The sequence below is a fragment of the Streptomyces sp. NBC_00075 genome (genome assembly GCF_045041225.1).
Lineage (GTDB): Bacteria > Actinomycetota > Actinomycetes > Streptomycetales > Streptomycetaceae > Streptomyces > Streptomyces adonidis.
The window spans coordinates 4,444,356-4,463,007 of record NZ_CP108243.1 but is presented as its reverse complement, the minus strand read 5'-3'; the positions used below and the strand labels follow the sequence as shown (position 1 = coordinate 4,463,007).

At 69.6% G+C, this 18,652-nt stretch carries 16 protein-coding genes; 10 read left to right on the top strand and 6 right to left on the bottom strand.

Annotated elements, in window-relative coordinates; translation table 11 throughout:
• Window positions 1-3: 3 nt before the first annotated feature.
• On the bottom strand, window positions 4-441 hold the full coding sequence (locus OG787_RS19180; RefSeq protein WP_019061278.1) for a hypothetical protein: 438 nt from the start codon (window positions 439-441) through the stop codon (window positions 4-6).
• Window positions 442-1,034: 593 nt separating this feature from the next.
• On the opposite strand from OG787_RS19180, the gene hemL reads away from it, so the two are divergent.
• From hemL to OG787_RS19135, 9 genes are all read left to right on the top strand, one after another.
• Window positions 1,035-2,357 carry a glutamate-1-semialdehyde 2,1-aminomutase gene (gene hemL / locus OG787_RS19175; protein ID WP_369034425.1) on the top strand — a complete coding sequence of 441 codons (1,323 nt, stop codon included), beginning with the start codon at window positions 1,035-1,037 and terminating at the stop codon, window positions 2,355-2,357.
• Window positions 2,354-3,076: a histidine phosphatase family protein gene (locus tag OG787_RS19170; protein ID WP_369034426.1), complete on the top strand. Its 723-nt coding sequence runs from the start codon at window positions 2,354-2,356 to the stop codon at window positions 3,074-3,076. Before hemL ends, OG787_RS19170 begins: the two co-directional genes overlap by 4 nt.
• A gap of 110 nt (window positions 3,077-3,186) precedes the next feature.
• Window positions 3,187-4,509: a hypothetical protein gene (locus tag OG787_RS19165; protein WP_405535837.1), complete on the top strand. Its 1,323-nt coding sequence runs from the start codon at window positions 3,187-3,189 to the stop codon at window positions 4,507-4,509.
• Between the two features lie 66 nt (window positions 4,510-4,575).
• Window positions 4,576-5,214, top strand: a complete 639-nt coding sequence (locus OG787_RS19160) for a TlpA family protein disulfide reductase (RefSeq protein ID WP_405535836.1) — start codon at window positions 4,576-4,578, stop codon at window positions 5,212-5,214.
• A gap of 10 nt (window positions 5,215-5,224) precedes the next feature.
• Complete coding sequence (locus OG787_RS19155) at window positions 5,225-6,001, top strand: cytochrome c biogenesis CcdA family protein (protein ID WP_369034488.1); 777 nt, start codon at window positions 5,225-5,227, stop codon at window positions 5,999-6,001.
• Between the two features lie 3 nt (window positions 6,002-6,004).
• The gene (locus OG787_RS19150) at window positions 6,005-7,744 is read left to right on the top strand and encodes a cytochrome c biogenesis protein ResB (RefSeq protein WP_405535835.1); all 1,740 of its coding nucleotides are present in this window, start codon (window positions 6,005-6,007) and stop codon (window positions 7,742-7,744) included.
• Window positions 7,745-8,836: a c-type cytochrome biogenesis protein CcsB gene (gene ccsB / locus OG787_RS19145; protein ID WP_405535834.1), complete on the top strand. Its 1,092-nt coding sequence runs from the start codon at window positions 7,745-7,747 to the stop codon at window positions 8,834-8,836. It begins immediately after the preceding gene.
• Between the two features lie 78 nt (window positions 8,837-8,914).
• The gene (locus OG787_RS19140; RefSeq protein ID WP_405535833.1) at window positions 8,915-9,535 is read left to right on the top strand and encodes an RNA polymerase sigma factor; all 621 of its coding nucleotides are present in this window, start codon (window positions 8,915-8,917) and stop codon (window positions 9,533-9,535) included.
• Window positions 9,532-10,536: a CU044_5270 family protein gene (locus OG787_RS19135; protein WP_405535832.1), complete on the top strand. Its 1,005-nt coding sequence runs from the start codon at window positions 9,532-9,534 to the stop codon at window positions 10,534-10,536. The genes OG787_RS19140 and OG787_RS19135 overlap by 4 nt, the downstream gene beginning before the upstream one ends.
• 12 nt (window positions 10,537-10,548) lie before the next feature.
• Here the strand turns inward: OG787_RS19135 and OG787_RS19130 are convergent, their stop codons facing one another.
• From OG787_RS19130 to OG787_RS19115, 4 genes are all read right to left on the bottom strand, one after another.
• On the bottom strand, window positions 10,549-12,165 hold the full coding sequence (locus OG787_RS19130) for an ABC transporter substrate-binding protein (RefSeq protein ID WP_405535831.1): 1,617 nt from the start codon (window positions 12,163-12,165) through the stop codon (window positions 10,549-10,551).
• Window positions 12,165-14,285 carry a hypothetical protein gene (locus OG787_RS19125; RefSeq protein WP_405535830.1) on the bottom strand — a complete coding sequence of 707 codons (2,121 nt, stop codon included), beginning with the start codon at window positions 14,283-14,285 and terminating at the stop codon, window positions 12,165-12,167. The genes OG787_RS19130 and OG787_RS19125 overlap by 1 nt, the downstream gene beginning before the upstream one ends.
• Window positions 14,286-14,453: 168 nt before the next feature.
• Window positions 14,454-15,431, bottom strand: a complete 978-nt coding sequence (locus OG787_RS19120) for an isopenicillin N synthase family dioxygenase (RefSeq protein ID WP_369034435.1) — start codon at window positions 15,429-15,431, stop codon at window positions 14,454-14,456.
• Window positions 15,424-15,891 (bottom strand): nucleoside deaminase, encoded by a 468-nt coding sequence (locus tag OG787_RS19115; protein WP_405540526.1) that lies wholly within the window; start codon window positions 15,889-15,891, stop codon window positions 15,424-15,426. The genes OG787_RS19120 and OG787_RS19115 overlap by 8 nt, the downstream gene beginning before the upstream one ends.
• Window positions 15,892-16,000: 109 nt before the next feature.
• On the opposite strand from OG787_RS19115, the gene OG787_RS19110 reads away from it, so the two are divergent.
• Window positions 16,001-17,284, top strand: a complete 1,284-nt coding sequence (locus OG787_RS19110) for a PucR family transcriptional regulator (RefSeq protein ID WP_369034436.1) — start codon at window positions 16,001-16,003, stop codon at window positions 17,282-17,284.
• A gap of 30 nt (window positions 17,285-17,314) precedes the next feature.
• On the opposite strand, the gene OG787_RS19105 is transcribed toward OG787_RS19110, so the two are convergent.
• Complete coding sequence (locus tag OG787_RS19105; RefSeq protein ID WP_405535829.1) at window positions 17,315-18,493, bottom strand: alpha/beta fold hydrolase; 1,179 nt, start codon at window positions 18,491-18,493, stop codon at window positions 17,315-17,317.
• Window positions 18,494-18,652 lie beyond the last annotated feature (159 nt).

Genomic DNA, 18,652 nt, shown 5'->3' with positions numbered 1-18,652 from the left:
AGCTCACGGCCACACAAGGCAATAAGGCTGATGCCCCGCCTCATGCAGCCGATGGCTGAAGTCCTGCCACTCATGCAGCAGTTGGTACACATTGAACGCATCCCGAGGCCCACCCCGGTCCGGCACCGTCGACCAGATGAACGCCGCCGCGCCCACCGCCTCCTCGCCGATGCCCCGCAACGGGTCGACGACCGTCATGGGGAGTTTCACCACCGCGTAGTCCGGGTGCAGCACGACCAGTTCCAGCGGTGGCACCTTGTTGAGGGGGACGCCCTCGATGCCCGTGAGGACCATCGCGGCCATCGTTTCGGGCTTGATCTTGGTGAACATGCCGTTCATGCCGAGTTCGTCGCCGCCGAGTTCCTCGGGGCGCATCGAGATCGGGACGCGGGCTGCCGTGGCGCCGTCCGGCGCGCCGAAGTATTTGTACGTCACCCCCACCCGACCACCATTCCCGCTCGCCGCCCGGAGCCGCTCGACCCTCCGGTCGAGGCCCTCGGGCACACCGTTCGATCCCGGGCCCTGCCCAGGACCCGTTCCCTGTCCATGCCGTGCCGCTTCTGCCGCTGCCGCTTCCTCCGCGTCGCGTCGGTGCCTTCCCCGCTGCGCACGTCGAGGACCCAGGCCGTCGGTCCCCTCGCCCAGTCCGCCACCGCGATGCATATCTCCACCCGACTGCTTTTCTAGGACGCGCGAACCCCTCCGCGCAACCCGATCATCGTGTCAGTGACCTCCCCCACGTCCGCCCGCCGAAACGTGCGTTGAAACACCTGTCCGCAGGATCTTCGCAGCCTCTGAACACCGTCGTCCGCTCATCGTGCACCCATCGTTCGTATGTACGGGCCGATGGGCCATGTGTCTCTGAGTGTCCCTGTGTGTGTTCGGTCCCAGTTTCGCAGACGGGTGGGGCCGACGGGCCGCTGTCCGGCCGCCTACCCTGAGGGGGTCACTGGCAACCGGAGTCCGAGAAGTCGGAGAAGTCGCAGGTCATGAGCGAAACGTCTAGCGAAATGTCTAGCGGGGCAGCCAGCGGGATGGCTAGTGGGTTGCCCTATTCATATGAAGCGCCCGTCTCGCAGGGCCTCTTCGACCGTGCGACGGCCGTCACACCCGGCGGAGTCAATTCGCCGGTGCGTGCCTTCCGTGCCGTAGGGGGTACGCCCCGGTTCATGGTGTCGGGGCGTGGCCCGTATCTCACCGACGCCGACGGGCGTGAATACGTCGACCTCGTCTGCTCCTGGGGGCCGATGATCCTCGGCCACTCCCGCCCCGAGGTCATCGCCGCCGTCCAGGACGCCGTCTCGCGCGGCACCTCCTTCGGTACGCCGGGGGAGGGGGAGGTCGCTCTCGCCGAGGAGATGGTCGACAGGATCGACCCCCTTGAGCAGGTGCGGCTCGTGTCCAGTGGGACCGAGGCCACCATGTCCGCGATCAGGCTTGCTCGTGGGTTCACCCGGCGCGCCAAGGTGATCAAGTTCGCCGGGTGTTATCACGGTCACGTCGACTCGCTCCTCGCCGCCGCCGGCTCCGGTGTCGCCACCTTCGCGCTGCCCGACACCCCCGGCGTCACCGGCGCCCAGGCCGGCGACACCATCGTGCTCCCCTACAACGACCTCGACGCCGTGCACGCCGCCTTCGCCGCGCACCCCGGCGAGATCGCCTGCCTGATCACCGAGGCCTCCCCGGGCAACATGGGCGTCGTACCGCCCCTGCCCGGCTTCAATCAGGGGCTCAAGGACGCGTGCGCCGCCAACGGTGCGCTTTACGTCTCCGACGAGGTCATGACCGGGTTCCGTACCAGTCGTAGCGGGTGGTTCGGGATCGACGGCGTACGGCCCGATCTCATGACCTTCGGGAAGGTCATGGGTGGTGGGTTCCCCGCCGCCGCCTTCGGTGGGCGTGCCGATGTCATGGCCCATCTCGCGCCCGCCGGGCCCGTCTACCAGGCCGGCACCCTCTCCGGTAACCCCGTCGCCACCGCCGCCGGGCTCGCCCAGCTGCGGCTGCTCGACGAGGCCGCGTACGTCACCGTCGACGCCGTCTCCGCGCAGGTGCAGGCGCTGGTCTCCGACGCGCTGAGCAAGGAGGGCGTCGCGCACACCGTGCAGAACGCCTCCAACATGTTCTCCGTGTTCTTCACCGACCGGCCGGTGCGCGACTACGAGGGCGCCAAGGCGCAGGAGTCGTTCCGCTTCACCGCGTTCTTCCACTCCATGCTGGCGAGCGGCGTCTACCTCCCGCCCTCGTCCTTCGAGTCCTGGTTCGTCTCCACCGCGCACGACGAGCGGGCCATCCAGAAAATCGCCGACGCCCTCCCGGCGGCGGCCCGTGCGGCGGCGGAGGCCACGGCAGCATGAGCGACATCAGCAACGACAGCAGCAACCAGAGCACCGGCTCCAACGAGTCCGACATCACCGTCGTCCACCTCATGCGGCACGGCGAAGTCGCCAACCCCGACGGGGTGTTGTACGGACGGCTCGCCGGCTACCACCTCTCCGAACTCGGGCGCCGTATGGCCGACCGCGTCGCCGAGCACCTCGCCTCCCGCGATGTCACGTACGTCTGCGCCTCCCCGCTGGAGCGCGCGCAGGAGACCGCGACCCCCATCGCCAAGGCGCACGGGCTCGACCTCGCCTCCGACGCCCGGCTCATCGAGGCCGACAACGTCTTCCAGGGCAAGACCTTCGGCGTCGGCGACGGCGCCCTCAAGCGGCCCGAGAACTGGAAGCACCTGGTCAACCCGTTCAAGCCGTCCTGGGGGGAGCCGTACGTCGATCAGGTCGTACGGATGACGGGGGCGCTGGACGCCGCCAAGGACGCCGCCCGTGGGCACGAGGCCGTGCTCGTCAGCCACCAGCTGCCGATCTGGATCGTGCGCTCGTACGTCGAGCGGCGGCGGCTGTGGCACGACCCGCGCAAGCGGCAGTGCACGCTCGCCTCCCTCACCAGCTTCACCTACCGCGGCGACAAGATCGTGTCCGTCGGGTACAGCGAGCCCGCCCGCGATCTCGTCCCGGCCCATCTCCTCGCCGGCGCCAAGCCGGTGAAGGGGAAGGACAAGGCCTTCGGGGCGTAGTGACACAGTTGTTGCAATTGTTCCGAACTGCGTGACAACAGGAGGAACCTCCCCATTCGTCGTGCCCTCTGACTGGGTGACCACCAGCGGGTACGACGGATGGGGAACACATGCACGTCAAGAAGGGTGCCGCCGGCTTCAGCCGGCGAGGTGCGCTCGGCCTCGGTCTCGGGGCCGCCGCAGCGCTCGGTACCGCCGGCTGCGGAACCGTCCTGCAAGAGGGGTCGGGAGGGTCCGGAGGTTCCAGTGACGGCCGACCTTCCGGCAAGCCGTCGCCCACCGCCACCTCCATCGCCAAGCCCATCGGTGACGGCTCCACCTCCTTCACCGGCAAGCAGCCCCACCAGCCCGCCAAGCCCGTACCGCTGGAGCCCGGCCAGACCCCTCCCCAGTTCGTGATCTTCTCCTGGGACGGAGCGGGGGAAGTCGGCAACGGCCTCTTCCCGCGCTTCCTGGAACTCGCCAGGACGCACGGCGCCCACATGACCTTCTTCCTCTCCGGGCTCTACCTCCTCCCCGAGTCGCAGAAGCGCAAGTACCTCCCGCCGAACAACGCCCCCGGCGCCTCCGACATCGGCTACCTCACCGACGAGCACGTCAAGGCGACCCTCACCAACGTCCGCCAGGCCTGGCTCGACGGCCATGAGATAGGCACCCACTTCAACGGCCACTTCTGCTCCGGCCACGGCACCGTCGCCAACTGGACGCCCCAGCAGTGGCGCAGCGAGATAGACCAGGCCAAGGGGTTCGTGAAGGAGTGGCGCACCAACACCGGGTGGACCGACCTCCCGGCCCTCCCCTTCGACTACGACAAGGAGCTGATCGGCGGTCGTACGCCCTGTCTCCTCGGGCAGGACAACCTGCTGCCCACCGCCCGTGAACTCGGCTGGCGCTACGACGCCTCCTCGCCCGGCGGCCGGCAGGTCTGGCCCACGAAGACGAACGGCGTCTGGGACCTGCCCCTCCAGGCGATACCTTTCCCCGGCCGCCAGTTCGAGGTCCTGTCCATGGACTACAACATGCTCGCCAACCAGTCGATCAACTCGACCAACGCGCCCGCCTACAACTACCCGGCCTGGCGCGAGCAGGCGGCCGGCGCCTACATCGCCGGCTTCCAGCGGGCGTACGAGACGAACCGCGCCCCCTTCTTCGTCGGCAACCACTTCGAGCACTGGAACGGCGGCATCTACATGGACGCCGTCGAGGCCGCCCTCAAGCACATCGCGCGGGAGAAGGGGAAGGGTGAGGACATCAGGCTCGTCTCGTTCCGGCAGTACGTCGACTGGATGGACGTACAGAAGCCCGAGGTGCTGGAGAAGCTGCGGACCCTCGATGTCGGGACGCAGCCGGTGGGTGGCTGGAAGGAGTTCCTCGCCGATGCCGGGAAGGCTGCCGGGACGGCCTCCGCGTCGAGCACCGGAAACGCCGCCTGAAATGCGGGTTTACGCCCGCAAGGGGGGTGCGCAAGATCCTCGGAACGGACATGCGAAACTTTTCACATGAGTGCCGCCAGCCGCGCCCCCCTCTCCTCGAACCGTCCCCGTGGCCATGTCAGTAGCCGCAGGGCCATGGCGCTCACCGCCACGGTCGTCGCCTCCGCGTTCGCCCTGACCGCGTGCGGTTCCGGTGGTACGTCCGGGGGCTCGGGCGACACCAACTTCGTCACCGGGACCGACGGCATCGCCACCGTCGCCAAGGGCGAGCGGGTCGCCGCCCCCGATCTCTCCGGCCCGACCATCGACGGCAAGCAGCTCGACGTCGCCGACTACAAGGGCAAGGTCGTCGTCATCAATGTGTGGGGTTCGTGGTGCGGGCCCTGCCGGCTCGAAGCGAAGAACTTCGTCGCCGTCTCCGCCGATCTCAAGGACCAGGGCGTCCAGTTCGTCGGCATCAACACCCGTGACACCAGCACCGGTCCGGCGGTCGCCTTCGAGAAGCAGTACGGGGTCACGTACCCGAGTCTGTACGACCCGACGGGCAAGCTGATGCTCCGCTTCAAGAAGGGCACGCTCAACCCGCAGGCCATCCCCTCCACCCTGATCCTCGACCGGCAGGGGAAGATCGCGGCCCGTACGCTCCAGGCGCTCAGCGAGGACAACCTCCGCAAGATGCTCAAGCCCGTTCTCGCGGAGAAGTGACGTGTCCGGCATCACCGGTGCGCTGACGCTGGCCGCCTCCGTGCCCGAGGCCAACCAGACCGTGCTGAACGGCGCCCTGATACTGGCCCTCCCCATCGCCCTGCTCGGCGGCCTCGTCTCCTTCTTCTCGCCCTGTGTGCTGCCCCTCGTACCCGGTTATCTGTCGTACGTCACGGGCGTGACCGGTACCGATCTCGGCGAGGCCCGCCGGGGGCGGATGGTCGCCGGGGCCTCGCTCTTCGTGCTCGGGTTCACCGCCGTGTTCGTGTCCACGGGCGCCCTGTTCGGGTACTTCGGGCAGACGCTCCAGGAGCACCAGGACACGTTGTCCAAGGTGCTCGGCGTGCTCATGATCCTCATGGGTGTCTTCTTCATGGGCATGATGCCCTGGCTCACCCAGCGCGAGTTCCGCTTCCACAAGAAGCCGGTGAGCGGGCTGCTCGGCGCCCCCGTCCTCGGCGCGCTGTTCGGCATCGGCTGGACGCCCTGCATCGGCCCGACCCTCGCCTCCGTCAACAGCCTCGCCTTCGACCAGGCCAGCGCCGGACGCGGGGCCATCCTGACGGTCGCCTACTGCATCGGCCTCGGTGTGCCCTTCGTGCTCGCGGCGGTCGCCTTCCGCAAGGCGCTCGGTGCCTTCGGCTGGGTCAAGCGCCACTATGTCTGGGTCATGCGCATCGGCGGCACGATGATGATCCTGACCGGTGTCCTGCTCCTTACCGGCGCGTGGGACCGTCTTGTGCAGGAGATGCAGACCTGGTCCAACGGCTTCACTGTGGGGATCTGATCCATGAGCAACACCACCGCCGACAGCAAGAGCGACGAGCAGGAACTCGGCGCCGCCGGCTCCCAGCTGTCCACCGCCCCCCAGGAGGAGGCGCCGGGTGTGCCCGCCCTGGGTGTCATCGGCTGGTTCCGCTGGTTCTGGCGGCAGCTCACCTCGATGCGGGTCGCGCTGCTGCTGCTGTTCCTGCTGTCGCTCGGGGCGATCCCCGGCTCGCTGATCCCGCAGTCGGGGACCGATGAGACCAAGGTCGCCGACTTCATGCAGCGGCACGACTTCCTCGGGCCGATCTACGACAAGCTCGGACTGTTCCACGTCTACAGCTCGGTCTGGTTCTCGTCGATCTACATCCTTCTCTTCATCTCGCTCATCGGCTGCATCGTGCCCCGCACCTGGCAGTTCGTGGGCCAGCTGCGCAGCCGCCCGCCGGGCGCGCCCCGTCGGCTGACCCGGCTGCCCGCCTACACGACGTGGCGTACGGAGACCGAGCCCGAGCAGGTGCGTGAGGCGGCCCTCGTCCTGCTGAGGAAGCGGCGTTTCCGCGCCCTCCCCCACAGTCTTAAGGACGCGGGAGGTGCCCCCATCGCCGGGGACGCGGTCGCCGCCGAGAAGGGGTATCTGCGGGAGGTCGGCAACCTCGCCTTCCACATCGCGCTGATCGTGATGCTGACCGCCTTCGCCTGGGGCCAGCTGTACAAGTCCGAGGGCAACAAGCTGATCCTCGAAGGCGACGGCTTCTCCAACACGCTCACCCAGTACGACGACTTCAAGTCGGGCACCCTCTTCGACACCGACGACCTCGACCCCTTCAGCTTCACCCTGAAGGACTTCAAGGGCACGTACGAGGTGTCCGGGCCCAACCGCGGTACGCCGCGCACGTACGAGGCCGACGTCAACTACAGCGTGGGCGCGTACGGCAAGGACCAGAAGCGCACCATCAAGGTCAACGAGCCGCTGGTGATCGGCGACTCGAAGGTCTACCTCACCGCCCACGGCTACGCGCCCGTCATCACCGTCCGCGACGGCAAGGGCAAGGTCGTCTACAGCCAGCCCGTGGCGCTGCTGCCGCTCGACTCGAACGTCACCTCCTCCGGCGCCATCAAGGTCATGGACGGCTACCGCAACGCCAAGGGCGTCGAGGAGCAGCTCGGCTTCCAGGCCTTCTTCCTGCCGACCTACGTGCCGGGCAACGAGATCGCCTCGCAGTTCCCGGCGCTCGACAACCCGGTGCTGAACCTGATCGGCTACCACGGCGACCTCGGGGTCAACGCGGGCATCCCGCAGAGCGTGTACCAGCTCGACAAGAGCCACATGAAGGTGTTCAAGGACGCCAAGGGCAAGGAAGTACGGGAGAACCTGAAGCCCGGCGAGACCATGACCCTCCCGAACGGCGCCGGCTCGGTCACCTACGAGGGCACCCAGGAGTGGGCCAACTTCCAGGTCACCCGGCAGCCCGCCAGCGGCTGGGCGCTCGCCGGCGCGATCGTCGCCATCTTCGGCCTCGCCGGTTCCCTGTTCATCCAGCGCCGACGGGTGTGGGTGCGGGCGGTGCGCGGCTCCGACGGCGTGACCGTCGTCGAGCTGGGCGGCCTCGGCCGCAGCGAGTCCGCGAAGGTGCCCGAGGAACTCGGCGAACTCGCCGGAATCCTGTACGACCAGGCGCCGGGCGTGCCTGATGCCAGTCCCGACCCCGACTCCGATACCCCCGACCCCAAAGTCGTACCTGCCGAAGGGGCTGAGAAGTAAATGCAATCTCTCGCCGCCGCGACCAACGAGAACCTCGCGAACATCAGCAACACGCTGATCTACTCCGCGATGGCCGTCTACACCCTGGCCTTCTTCACCTACATCGCCGAGTGGATCTTCGGCAGCCGCAGCAAGGTCAGCCGTACGGCCGCCGCGCTCACCGCGAAGCCGGCCGGGGCGGCCGGTGCGAAGGCGCCGGAGGTGACCGTCCAGAAGGCAGGCGGGACCGCCGTACTGGAGCGGCCGAAGGTCGTCGTACGGGCCGCGGCCGGGGCCCGGGACGTGCCGGACGGGCCCGGTGCCCATGGCGGGGACGAGCAGGGCGACCTCTACGGGCGGATCGCCGTGTCCCTCACGGTCGTCGCGTTCCTCGTCGAGTTCGCCGGGGTGCTGGCCCGCGCGCTGTCCGTGCAGCGGGCGCCGTGGGGCAACATGTACGAGTTCAACCTGACCTTCTCCACCACGGCCGTCGGCGTCTACCTCGTCTTCCTCGCGCTGAAGAAGGACATCCGCTGGCTGGGCCTGCCCCTGGTGACGTCCGTCCTGCTCGACCTCGGCCTCGCGGTCACCGTCCTGTACACGGCGAGCGACCAGCTGGTCCCGGCGCTCCACTCGTACTGGCTGTACATCCACGTCTCCACGGCGATCCTCTGCGGTGCCGTCTTCTACGTGGGCGCGGTCGCCACGATCCTGTACCTCTTCAAGGACTCGTACGAGAACAAGCTCGCGTCCGGCGGCAAGCCCGGCAGCTTCGCGACCTCCGTCATGGAGCGCCTGCCCGCCTCGGCGTCCCTCGACAAGTTCTCGTACCGCGTCAACGCGGCCGTCTTCCCGCTGTGGACGTTCACGATCATCGCGGGCGCGATCTGGGCGGGCGACGCGTGGGGCCGCTACTGGGGCTGGGACCCCAAGGAGACCTGGGCGTTCATCACCTGGGTCGCCTACGCCACCTACCTGCACGCCCGCGCCACGGCCGGCTGGAAGGGCCGCAAGGCCGCGTACATCGCGCTGATCGCCTTCGCGTGCTTCCTCTTCAACTACTACGGCGTCAACATCTTCGTCAGCGGCAAGCATTCGTACGCCGGAGTCTGAGCCGTAACTCCATTGCCTCGAAGGCCGGTTCGCGTGACTCAGGTCACGGGAACCGGCCTTCGGCGTACGGACAGGTAAATGGGCGTGGACACGAATCTGCGGAAACGGATCCGCGCGGGGGAGCACGACGCCTTCGGTGAACTCTTCGACGCGTACGCGCGCTCCGTCTACAACCATGCCTTCCGGCTGACGGGGGACTGGTCGGCGGCCGAGGACGTGGTCTCGCTGACCTTTCTCGACGCCTGGCGGCTGCGCGACAGGGTCGACGAGGAGGGCGGCTCGCTGCGGCCCTGGCTGCTCGGCGTCGCCACCAACGTCACGCGCAACACCCGCCGCGCCGCCCGAAGACACGCCGCCGCCGTCGCCCGGCTGCCCCGGGACGAGGTCGAGCGGGACTTCGCCGACGAGGTCGCGGGCCGCCTGGACGACACGGAGCAACTGTCCCTCGTACGGGCCGCGTTGGCGTTGCTGCGGCGGCCCGAGCGGGAGGTGCTGGCGCTGTGCGTGTGGTCGGGGCTCGACTATCCGGCGGCGGCCGAGGCGCTGGGGGTGCCGGTGGGGACCGTACGGTCGCGGCTGTCGAGGGCCCGTACAAAGCTCGCGAAACATGTCAAAAACCTGGAACCGCCCACCGGACGCGGACAGATGAGAGGTGACCGCATCACCGCGGTCGGGCCCATGAGGGAGGGAAACCGATGAGCACACCCCCCGGATTCTCCGGATCTTCCGAGCGAGACCTTCCGCCGGGCCGTCACCGACTCCTCAAGGAGCATCTGATGACCGAGATCCGGCACGACAGCCAGCGCGACATACGGCACGAGGGCGAGAAGAAGGCCGTGCGTCGCAATCCGTGGCTGCGGCCCGCGATCACCGCCGGGGCCGTCGCCACTGTCGCCGCGCTCACCTTCGTCGCCCTTCCCGGCGGCGGCGCGGACGGTACGAGCGCGACTCCGCCCGCGACTCCCCCCGCCAGGTCGACCACGGGCACGACGACCGTTCAGACGGCGACGACCCTGCTGGAGAACATCGCGCTCGCCGCCGAGGGCACCGAACTGCCCAGCGGCATCCGTGACGACCAGTTCGTCTACATCAAGAGCCGGCTCGCCTACATGACCTACACCAACGGCGGGCCCGGGAAGCTGGATCCGGTCCACGACCGGGAGGTCTGGCTGTCGGTGGACGGCATCCGGGACGGACTCCTGGAGGAGGACAAGGAGGGCCACGAGCACCAGGTACTGGGTTACGAGGGGGACCTGTTCGAGCGGCCCAAGACCCCGTCGGCCACCAGTTACCGTTCCCTGTCCAAGCTGCCGGCCGACCCCGACAAGATGCTCGCCTGGCTGTACGAGACGGTCAGCAAGGAGGTCGACGACGAGCAGCCCGACAAGGACTACCGGGCCTTCGTCCTCTTCGGCGACCTGATCCGGGAGACCCTGATGCCCCCGAAGGTGAGCGCCGCGCTCTACCGGGCCGCCGCGAAGATCCCGGGCGTCGAGGTGGTCCCGGACGTGAAGGACACGGAGGGCAGGACGGGGATCGCGGTCACCAGGACCGGCGCCGACGGTGAGGAGCAGCAGCTGATCTTCGACAGGAAGACGTACACCTTCCTCGGCGAACGGGTGCTCCGCGACGGCGAGTTGGTCGGCAGCAGCGCGATCCTGGAGCGGGCGGTGGTGGACCGGACCGGCCAACGCCCGTAAGGACGTAAGGAGTCACGACGGCGGCAGACAGTCCTTCTCCGGGGGCTTCCCGGTGGGCCAGGCGATCTCGACGAAGCGGGCGTGCCGGTCGGGGGTCAGTTCCACGATCGGTACGGCCTTGTCGTACGGGTTGCCGTAGTTGTCGAGGCAGATCCAGCCGCTCGCGCCGTTCACCCGCCCCGAGGAGCCCTTGATGAGGGTCCACTCGTCGCCGACGTCGGCGAGCGTCGGCGCGGACTGGCCGCGGGGCGTGGCCTCGCGGATGCCCTCGACGGTGAGCCGCATCGCGTCGTACGCCACGATCAGCTGGCCGTCCTCCAGGTCGACCTCGCCGATCGGCAGGGGACTGTCGGTCTTGGCCGTCCTGTTGGCCTGGGCGGCGGTCAGCAGGTCGGCCAGGTCCTGGGCGTCGGCCGCCGAACCCCCGGTCTTCGGGGGGCTCTTGATCCACGCGTCCGGGTGGGCGAGGGCGCTGTAGCGGACCGAGATGCCGTGCTTCAGGGCCTCGGGGTCGAGCTTCGCGTCGCCGGTGAGATAGGAGGCGTCGTCACCGGTGAGGATGGTGAACTCGCGCTGCTGGCAGCCCCGTTCGCCAAGTGCGTTGATGAACTGGCGCAGTTGGGTGTGGCGGCCGGCGAACAGGATGGTGTCCACGGCGGGCGCGGTGTCGCAGACCAGCTCCCTGATCTGCCGGAAGTCGTTGGCGGTCGTGCCCTCCTTGGTGCGGTCGGCGAGCGGGGTGAAGGGCCACGGCTGGTAGCGCGAGCCCTTCAGCAGCTTCTCGAACGAGGCTTGCAGGGTGAGCGTGTACGGGTCGCCCGGATCGTCGTACACCAGCACCGCCTTGTCGGCCGCGACCTTGGCGAAGGAGGCGAGGGCGAGGGCCTCGTCGGTGTTGGTGGGGGCGACGCGGGCCAGCCCCGGGAAGGGCATCATGCCCTCGGGGTTGTCCTGTTGGCCGTTGGCGAGGCTGTCGGCCGTGATGGAGGTGCCGACGACGGGGATGCCACGGCTCGTCAGCTCCTTGACGGCCCGGGCGTTCTCCTCGGTGCTGAGCCCTATCCCGGTGACCGCGCGCAGCCGGTCGGAGGTGGTCGTCATCTTCTCCAGCTGGTCGACCGTGTGCTCCCAATGGGCGCCGGTGCGGCCCGGGTTGGCGAGCACAAGCCGGATCGGCGGACCCTCGCCGTTCGCGTCGTGGTTCACCTTCCACTGGGCGAGGTACGCGCCCTGGAGTTCGTGCAGCACATCCCCGAGGTTGTCCGCGTCGGTCGCGGTGAACGGCTCGAACAGGGCGACGGTGACAAAGCCCTTGTCGTCCTTGCCGTCGGTGAGGGAGTCGTTCTCGCGGTCGATCGCCGTGATCGTGTCGGCGAGCTGCTTCCGCCCGAAGGAGAAACCGGTCGTCGAGACGCCCACGCACTCGTCGCTGCCCGCCGGTCTGACCACTCCGGGCGCGCAGGAACGGTCGTCCTCGGTGAGCTTCCGCACGGTGAAGCCGAGCCCGGTCACCAGGGCCGCCGTGACCAGCAGGGCCAGATAGCGGCGCAACGGGATCGCCCAGACCCCCTCGCGCAGCCACCGGCCGACACCCCTGGACCCCGTACCCCTGGAACCTGTGCGGGCCATCACGCGCCTCCGTCGTTGCGGTCGTCGTCGGCGGAGTCCTCGTCGCCCGGGACGCGCAGCGGGCGCCCGGCCAGCGCGTCCTCGGGCCACTCCTGCGAGGCCTGCCACAGCAGCGCGTTGCTGGCCAGCGGGTCGTTGGACAGCTGCTCCAGCTCGTAGCGCAGCCGGTCGCACAGTTTCCGGTCGGGCAGCACCAGCGGATCGGTCAACTGCCAGACGGCGTGCAGGAGTCGGCGTACCCGCAGATGCAGTACGGCGTCCACGTCGTCCGGTGGGAGCTGTTCGGCGTCGGTGTGGCCGAGGGCGATCCGGGCGCGGAGGTGGTCGCCGCCCGCGAAGTCGTGGCCCTCGGTGTCGTGGGCGTGGAAGTAGGGCGCGGACGCGACGAACAGGAGGGTGTCCAGCCAGGTGCGGGTGTCGAGGCTGTGGAAGGTGTCGCGGAGATGGGCGACCGCCGGTCCGGTGTCGCCGAGGGCGAGTTCGTGGTGGAGGCGGTAGCGGGCCGCCGACGGTTCGGGTCCCTCGTAGTGCTGGATGAGGGTCTCGTGGACGTCCCGCCACTTGCCGTGGTCGGCGTGCCGGTGGTGCAGGCGCAGCAGGAGCAGGGTGCGGACGAAGGCGTCGCCGACGAACTGCCCCGGTACGGCGGGCAGTCCCTCCGCGGTGAGCCGGGTCTCCAGGGCGCGGACGCTCGACGGGCCGAAGTCGTCCGGGAGTTGGACGGCGGCGAGCAGACAGGCCGAGTCGTGGTCGTGGGCGGCGGCCAGCACGGTGAGTTCGTCGAGCCGGTCGGCGGGGACGAGCCGGTCGAGGAGTTCGCGGTAGGCGGGACGGCCGTCGCGGTCCTCGTACAGGACGAGGTCGGCGGTGAGCAGGGCGCCGAAGGGCGCGGTGGGCGGCAGTTGGGGCAGGTTCTGCCGGGCCGACTCGGCGAGCAGCGCGATGCCCAGCGGGTTCCCGCACGTCAACCGGTGGGTGGCGGGCGGGAGTTCGGCCGGTACGGGCACCGCCGTACCCGTGCAGACCGCGTCGACGATGTGCAGTGTGTCGTCGGAGGAGAGCGGTGGCAGCGACACCAGCAGGGCCCGGGAGGCGACCGTGTCGGCCGGGGTCCAGCGGGTGCGCTGGGCGGTCTCGCGCAGGTCCCGGCGTACGGCGTTGCGCAGCGCGGACTGGCCGCCGCTGCCGCGTACGGCGGCGATGAAGGCGACCTGGTCGGTGATGCCCTCGGACCGGTCGCGCAGCACCTGCTCGATGAGTTCGCGGCCCGGCGATCCCTGGGCGTTGTCGACGAGGACGAGCGGACGGCCGAGCCGCTGGAGGTGCGCCCGCACGCCGCTGTAGGCGTCGGTGAGGTCGGCGAGCAGGGCGCGGACGAGGTAGCGCTCGGCGTGCTCGCGGGAGGTGCCGCCGGCCCTGAAGTGGTCGGAGAGCAGCCGGAGTCCGAGTTCGGCGCGGTCCCCGGCGTTGGGGTAGGTCCGGTACCAGGTGGACGCCCGGCGCTGGCGCGCGCCCGAGGAGCGTTCCGTCATGGCCTCCAGCGTCGCCTCGATGACCGCCGACACCAGCGGGTCGTCGCTGATCGCCGCAGCGACCGCCTTCGCGGCCACCCGGCCCGCCCAGCGCGCGGCGAACCCGCTGAACCACGAGCCGCTCTCGTTGAGCAGCAGCATCCGCTGGACCTCCCACCGGATGCGCTCGGTGTCGGCGTTGCCCCAGCCGCCGGCGGCCACCGCGATCAGCCCCGACATCAGCCGGGGGAAGGCGATCCGCCGGGCGCCGGTGACCGGTTCGGCGAGCTGCTCGGCGATCACGAGGAGCGCCTGCGCGAGCGGCGACCAGGCCTGCGCCGGACGAGACTCGAACGACCCGGTGAACTGCGGGTCCTCGCAGTCGATCAGCGCGATCGGGGTGTGCCCCTGGTAGGCGGCGCGCAGCTCCCGTAGGACGGCGCTCTTGCCGAGCCCGCGCCCGGCGGTGAGCACGACGAACGGCAGCTCGCGGGGGTGTTCGAGGGGAGCGGCGATGTGGTGGTGGGGCCGCAGTCCGATGAGCCGGGGCGCGAGCCCCGGCGGCTCGGTGTCGAAGAGCGCCCCGCGTCCGTGCAGCCGTCTGAGCACCGCATCCCTCCCCCTGGCGCGGTTCGAAGTGCTGTGCAGCAGCGCTGTTCAGTCTGCTGTGTGTCGCAGCAACACCAGTGTAAGAAGAGGGAGTTGCATCGGACCAGATAGTGAGATGTCCGTTGAGTTACGAAATTATCGGCCCGATGCTCAGCTTTGAACGGCCCCCTACTCGACCGTGATCGAGTCCAGCTGGCCCCGCAGATAGACGTGCGAGTCGAAGGGTTCGTACGCGACCCGCCCCACCGGCGCGGGCACCGACTCGACGATCGTGCCCGGGGTGCACTCGCCGAAGTACACGAGGGACATCAGCTCCTCGGCGGGCGCGTCGGCCGGCGGCGGCAGTACGCGATGACGCCCGGACCGCCACCGATCACCCGTCCAACGGGCCATCAGATCACCGATGTTGATGGTGAACGCCTCCGGATCGAAGGGCGCGTCCTCCCAGCCGCCCTCGTCCGTGTAGACCTGAAGCCCGCCCTTCCCGGCCTGCCGGTCGAGGATGGTGACCGTCCCGAAGTCGGTGTGCGGCCCGATCCGGAACTGTCCCGGCTCCGGCTCGCCGACGACCTCGATCCCCGGGTACCAGTTGATGTTGAAGCCGTAGGTCGGATGGTCCATGTGCCGGGAGAAGAAGTCGGGTTCGAGCCCGAGCGCGTCACCGAGCAGGGTGAGCAGCTCCTTCTCCAGCTCGCCCATCCGGTCGAGATACTCCTCGCACAGCGCCCGCAGCTCGGGCGCCTCGGCGGGCCAGACGTTGGGCGCGTACCACTCGGCGTTGACGACCGGGTCGTCGAAGGGCTCGTGAGTGGCGAAGGACAGCGACTCCTTCAGATCGGGCGGGGTCTCGGTCCCCTCCGAGTACCCGTTGGCCTCGGCCCCGGGCCCCAGCCACCCCCTCCCCCCGACTTTGACGGCGTACCGCTCCTTCACCTCGGCGGGCAGCGCGAAGAAGGCCCGGGCCGCCTCCCGGACCCCGGCGCGCAGGGCGGGATCGACGCCGTGCCCGGTGACCAGCAGGAAACCGGCGGTCTGGAGGGCCTCGTCGACGGTACGGGCGATGGCGGCGCGGGCGTCGGGGTCCCCGGAGAGCCAGGGGCGCAGGTCCACGGTCGGGATTCGCGGGGTCGTACGAAGGTCACTCACCGATGTCCTCGTTCCACAGTGCGGGATTGTTCTTGATGAAGTCGCGCATCAGCCCGACGCACTCGGCATCGTCGAGCAGCACGATCTCGACGCCGTGCTCGGCGAGCCAGTCGTGGCCGCCGTGAAAGGTGACGGCCTCGCCCACGACCACCCGGGAGATACCGAACTGCCGGACCAGACCGGAGCAGTACCAGCAGGGCGAGAGCGTGGTGACCATGGTCGTCCCACGGTACGAACGCTGCCGTCCCGCGTTCCGGAACGCGGCCGTCTCCCCGTGTGTCGAGGGGTCGCCGTCCTGGACGCGCCGGTTGTGCCCACGCCCGAGGAGCGTGCCGTCGGCGCCGAAGAGCGCGGCACCGATCGGGATACCGCCCTCGGCGAGCCCGGCACGGGCTTCCTCGACGGCGACGGCGAGCCAGGAGCGGGCCCGAACCTCATCCAGCTGAACCATCTGATCCATCTGATCCATGGGTCCACTCTCCTTCGACGGAAACACCGGGGCAACGTGCGGAAAGTACTCTCCGGACATCCCGCAGCAGGACGAAGTGTCAGCGCCCCTGGAGGCACCCGTGCCCGCACTCACCCTCCGTGAAGTCCTGATCCTCGACCCGGTCCGCGCCGCCGAGCCCGAACTCCTCACCGGCGAGGCCGCGTTGGACCGTCCGGTGCGCTGGGTCCACTCCAGCGAGGTGTACGAGGGCGCGAACTTCCTGGACGGCGGCGAGCTGCTGCTGACCAACGGTTTCGGCCTCACCGACACGGACGAGGAGGTGCGGCGCCGGTACGTCCGTGAGCTGACCGCCCGGGGTGCGGCGGGCCTCGCGGTGGAGATCGGCCGCTCGCTCCCGGCGATGCCGCCCGAAGTGACGGACGAGGCCCGCCGCCTTGGCCTGCCCCTGCTGGCGCTGCGCCGGGTCGTCCCCTTCGTACGCATCACGGAGGCCGCCAACCGCGCGATCGTCGCCCGGGGCCTGTCCGGCCGTACGGTGGTCCGCCCCTGGGGCGACGACCACACCGCCGCCCTGCTCGCCGACCTCGCCGACGCCCAGCCCCTGAACCAGCCCGAGGTCGAGGCCCGCGCGGCCCTGTCCGGCTTCCACCCCGGCCCCGGCGCCCGCCTGATCGGCGTCTCCGTGCACGGCACGCGGGAGGTCGGGGCGGTGGACCGGGCGGTGCGGACCCTGGGCGGGGCGGTACTGCGGGCGGCGTTCCCGGGGGACGTGCTGGCGCTGGTGGCGGTGCTGCCGGAGGCGGGGGCGAAGACGGCGAGGGGCCGGGACCCGGTACGGGCGGTGCAGGACGCCTTCCGTACGTCGGCCGCCGCCCCCGGCCTCACCGTGGCCGTGGGCCACGCCGTCGACGCCGGCAGCGGCTGGCTGCGCTGGAGCGAGACGCTGCGCGCGGCCCGTACGACGCTGGAACTGGCACTGACGGTGCCGCCCCCGGAGCCGAACGCACCCCAGGGCCCCCTGGTGACCTCGTCCCGTGCCCTGGCCCTCGAACGGGAACTGACCCGAGGCGGAGTCGACGCCAACCACGACCGCCTGACCCGCCTGGTCCAGCACACCCTGGGTCCCCTGCTGGCCTGGGAGGCGGCCCACCCCAGCGACCTGGTCCGCACCCTGGAGGTCCACCTCCGCAACGGCTGCTCCCCGACCCGCACGGCGACCCTCCTCCACATCGGCCGCCAGTCCCTCTACCAGCGCCTGGAACGCATCGAGTCCCTCCTGGGCCTGGAGATCGACGACCCGGACCTGCTGGGGGAGCTGCTGACGGCGGCTTGTGCGTGGCGGGTGGTGCGGGGGACCGGGGCGGCGGGGGCGGGAGTAAGGGGCCTGCGGACGGTGGCGTAGGGGAGGCGGGAGCCGGGGGAGGTTCTGCCGTCATTCCGTCGAGGTGACGACACCGTCCTCGTCCAGGAAGTAGCTGCCCTTCGCCAGGTCCTCCACAGTGCCGTTCTTCAGCCACTGCTTGGACATGTTGTGCACCACCTTGGCCTGGCGCTCCCAGACGATCTGGTGGCCCGCGCAGGCGATGCGGAACATCAGCTTCTGGCCGCCGGGGACGGCTTTGTAGAGCGCGGGCACCGAGAAGTACAGCAGGCCGAGGTCGGGCGACGTGTTGACCACGGAGTCGTGTTCCCCGTAGATGATGAGCACGGGAACGTCCGAGCCGAGGGTGCCGTCCAGCGGCACGGTGGTGGAGTTCCAGCCCCACCAGTACGGGTTCTTGACGCGCGCGAGGCCCCCGGGCACCCCAGGCATCCCCTCCACCTCATGGCCCCACTTGGCGCCGATGGGGTCGTTCTCCATGATCGCCTTCCACACCACGTCGACGATCCCGTCCTCCCGCTGCTTGTGGCACTTCACGTCCTTGTCCCACGAGGACTCGAGACCCGATTTGCCGGTAAGGGTCATGGGAAAGCCGAACAAGGCGGCGGGTGTGCTCTGCGGCAGCGGCACGGGCGGGTCCCAGCGCGTCCCGGGTTTGCTCTGCCTGCCGTTCGGCGGAAAGATCGGCGCGAGCAGGAGCAGGCTCTTGACGTTCTCCTTGTGCTGGATGGCGTACGGGCCGAGCTGCTGCGCGGCGGCCGACCAGCCGATGAGGTCGACCTTGGACGCGCCCGTGAGGCCCTGGATGAAGGTGACGACCTTGTGCACCTCCTCCCAGTTGCTCTGGGAGTTGTCCAGCTGGTGGGGGTACTGCACAGGGTCCAGCACGCCGCCCGGATGTGTCGTGAGGAGGTGCTTCTGGGCGGGGTTCACATTGCGTGGGTCGTCCATCTGGGGGCGGGTGGACCGGCCGGACCCCTGGAGGTCCATGACGAACACGTCGTAGCCCGCGTCGGCCAGGAACTCGGCCCAGCTGTACTTGCCGTGCCGGAGGTCGAAGCCCGCCAGGGCCGGCACGCTGCGGCCGTGGAGCATCAGGACGGGCCTGCGCGGCTGGTTCGGCTTGGTGCCGTTGCGTTCCCGCACGAACAGCGTGGCGGGCTTGCCGTAGTTCGCGGGGATGGTCGAAGTCCACGGGATGTTGTGGTCGGTCAGGATCGGTTCTGCCATGACTGTGCTCCGTTTCTGGTCGCGTCAGCCCCCCTGTTCACGGCGAACTCCCACCATCCGTCAAGTGCGGTCTTGGAGAGTTCTCTTCCGCCCGCGTCGAGGCTTCAACAGGCGGCAGCGGCAGCCGCATCGGCAGCCGTGGCCGAAGGGGACGGAACG

Coding starts and splice junctions, on each gene's coding strand:
- OG787_RS19165 (WP_405535837.1), top strand. CDS start 3,187: ATGCACGTCAAGAAGGGTGCCGCCGGCTTCAGCCGGCGAGGTGCGCTC.
- OG787_RS19115 (WP_405540526.1), bottom strand. CDS start 15,891: ATGGATCAGATGGTTCAGCTGGATGAGGTTCGGGCCCGCTCCTGGCTC.
- OG787_RS19135 (WP_405535832.1), top strand. CDS start 9,532: ATGAGCACACCCCCCGGATTCTCCGGATCTTCCGAGCGAGACCTTCCG.
- OG787_RS19130 (WP_405535831.1), bottom strand. CDS start 12,165: ATGGCCCGCACAGGTTCCAGGGGTACGGGGTCCAGGGGTGTCGGCCGG.
- OG787_RS19170 (WP_369034426.1), top strand. CDS start 2,354: ATGAGCGACATCAGCAACGACAGCAGCAACCAGAGCACCGGCTCCAAC.
- OG787_RS19150 (WP_405535835.1), top strand. CDS start 6,005: ATGAGCAACACCACCGCCGACAGCAAGAGCGACGAGCAGGAACTCGGC.
- OG787_RS19140 (WP_405535833.1), top strand. CDS start 8,915: ATGGGCGTGGACACGAATCTGCGGAAACGGATCCGCGCGGGGGAGCAC.
- OG787_RS19160 (WP_405535836.1), top strand. CDS start 4,576: ATGAGTGCCGCCAGCCGCGCCCCCCTCTCCTCGAACCGTCCCCGTGGC.
- OG787_RS19105 (WP_405535829.1), bottom strand. CDS start 18,493: ATGGCAGAACCGATCCTGACCGACCACAACATCCCGTGGACTTCGACC.
- ccsB (WP_405535834.1), top strand. CDS start 7,745: ATGCAATCTCTCGCCGCCGCGACCAACGAGAACCTCGCGAACATCAGC.
- hemL (WP_369034425.1), top strand. CDS start 1,035: ATGGCTAGTGGGTTGCCCTATTCATATGAAGCGCCCGTCTCGCAGGGC.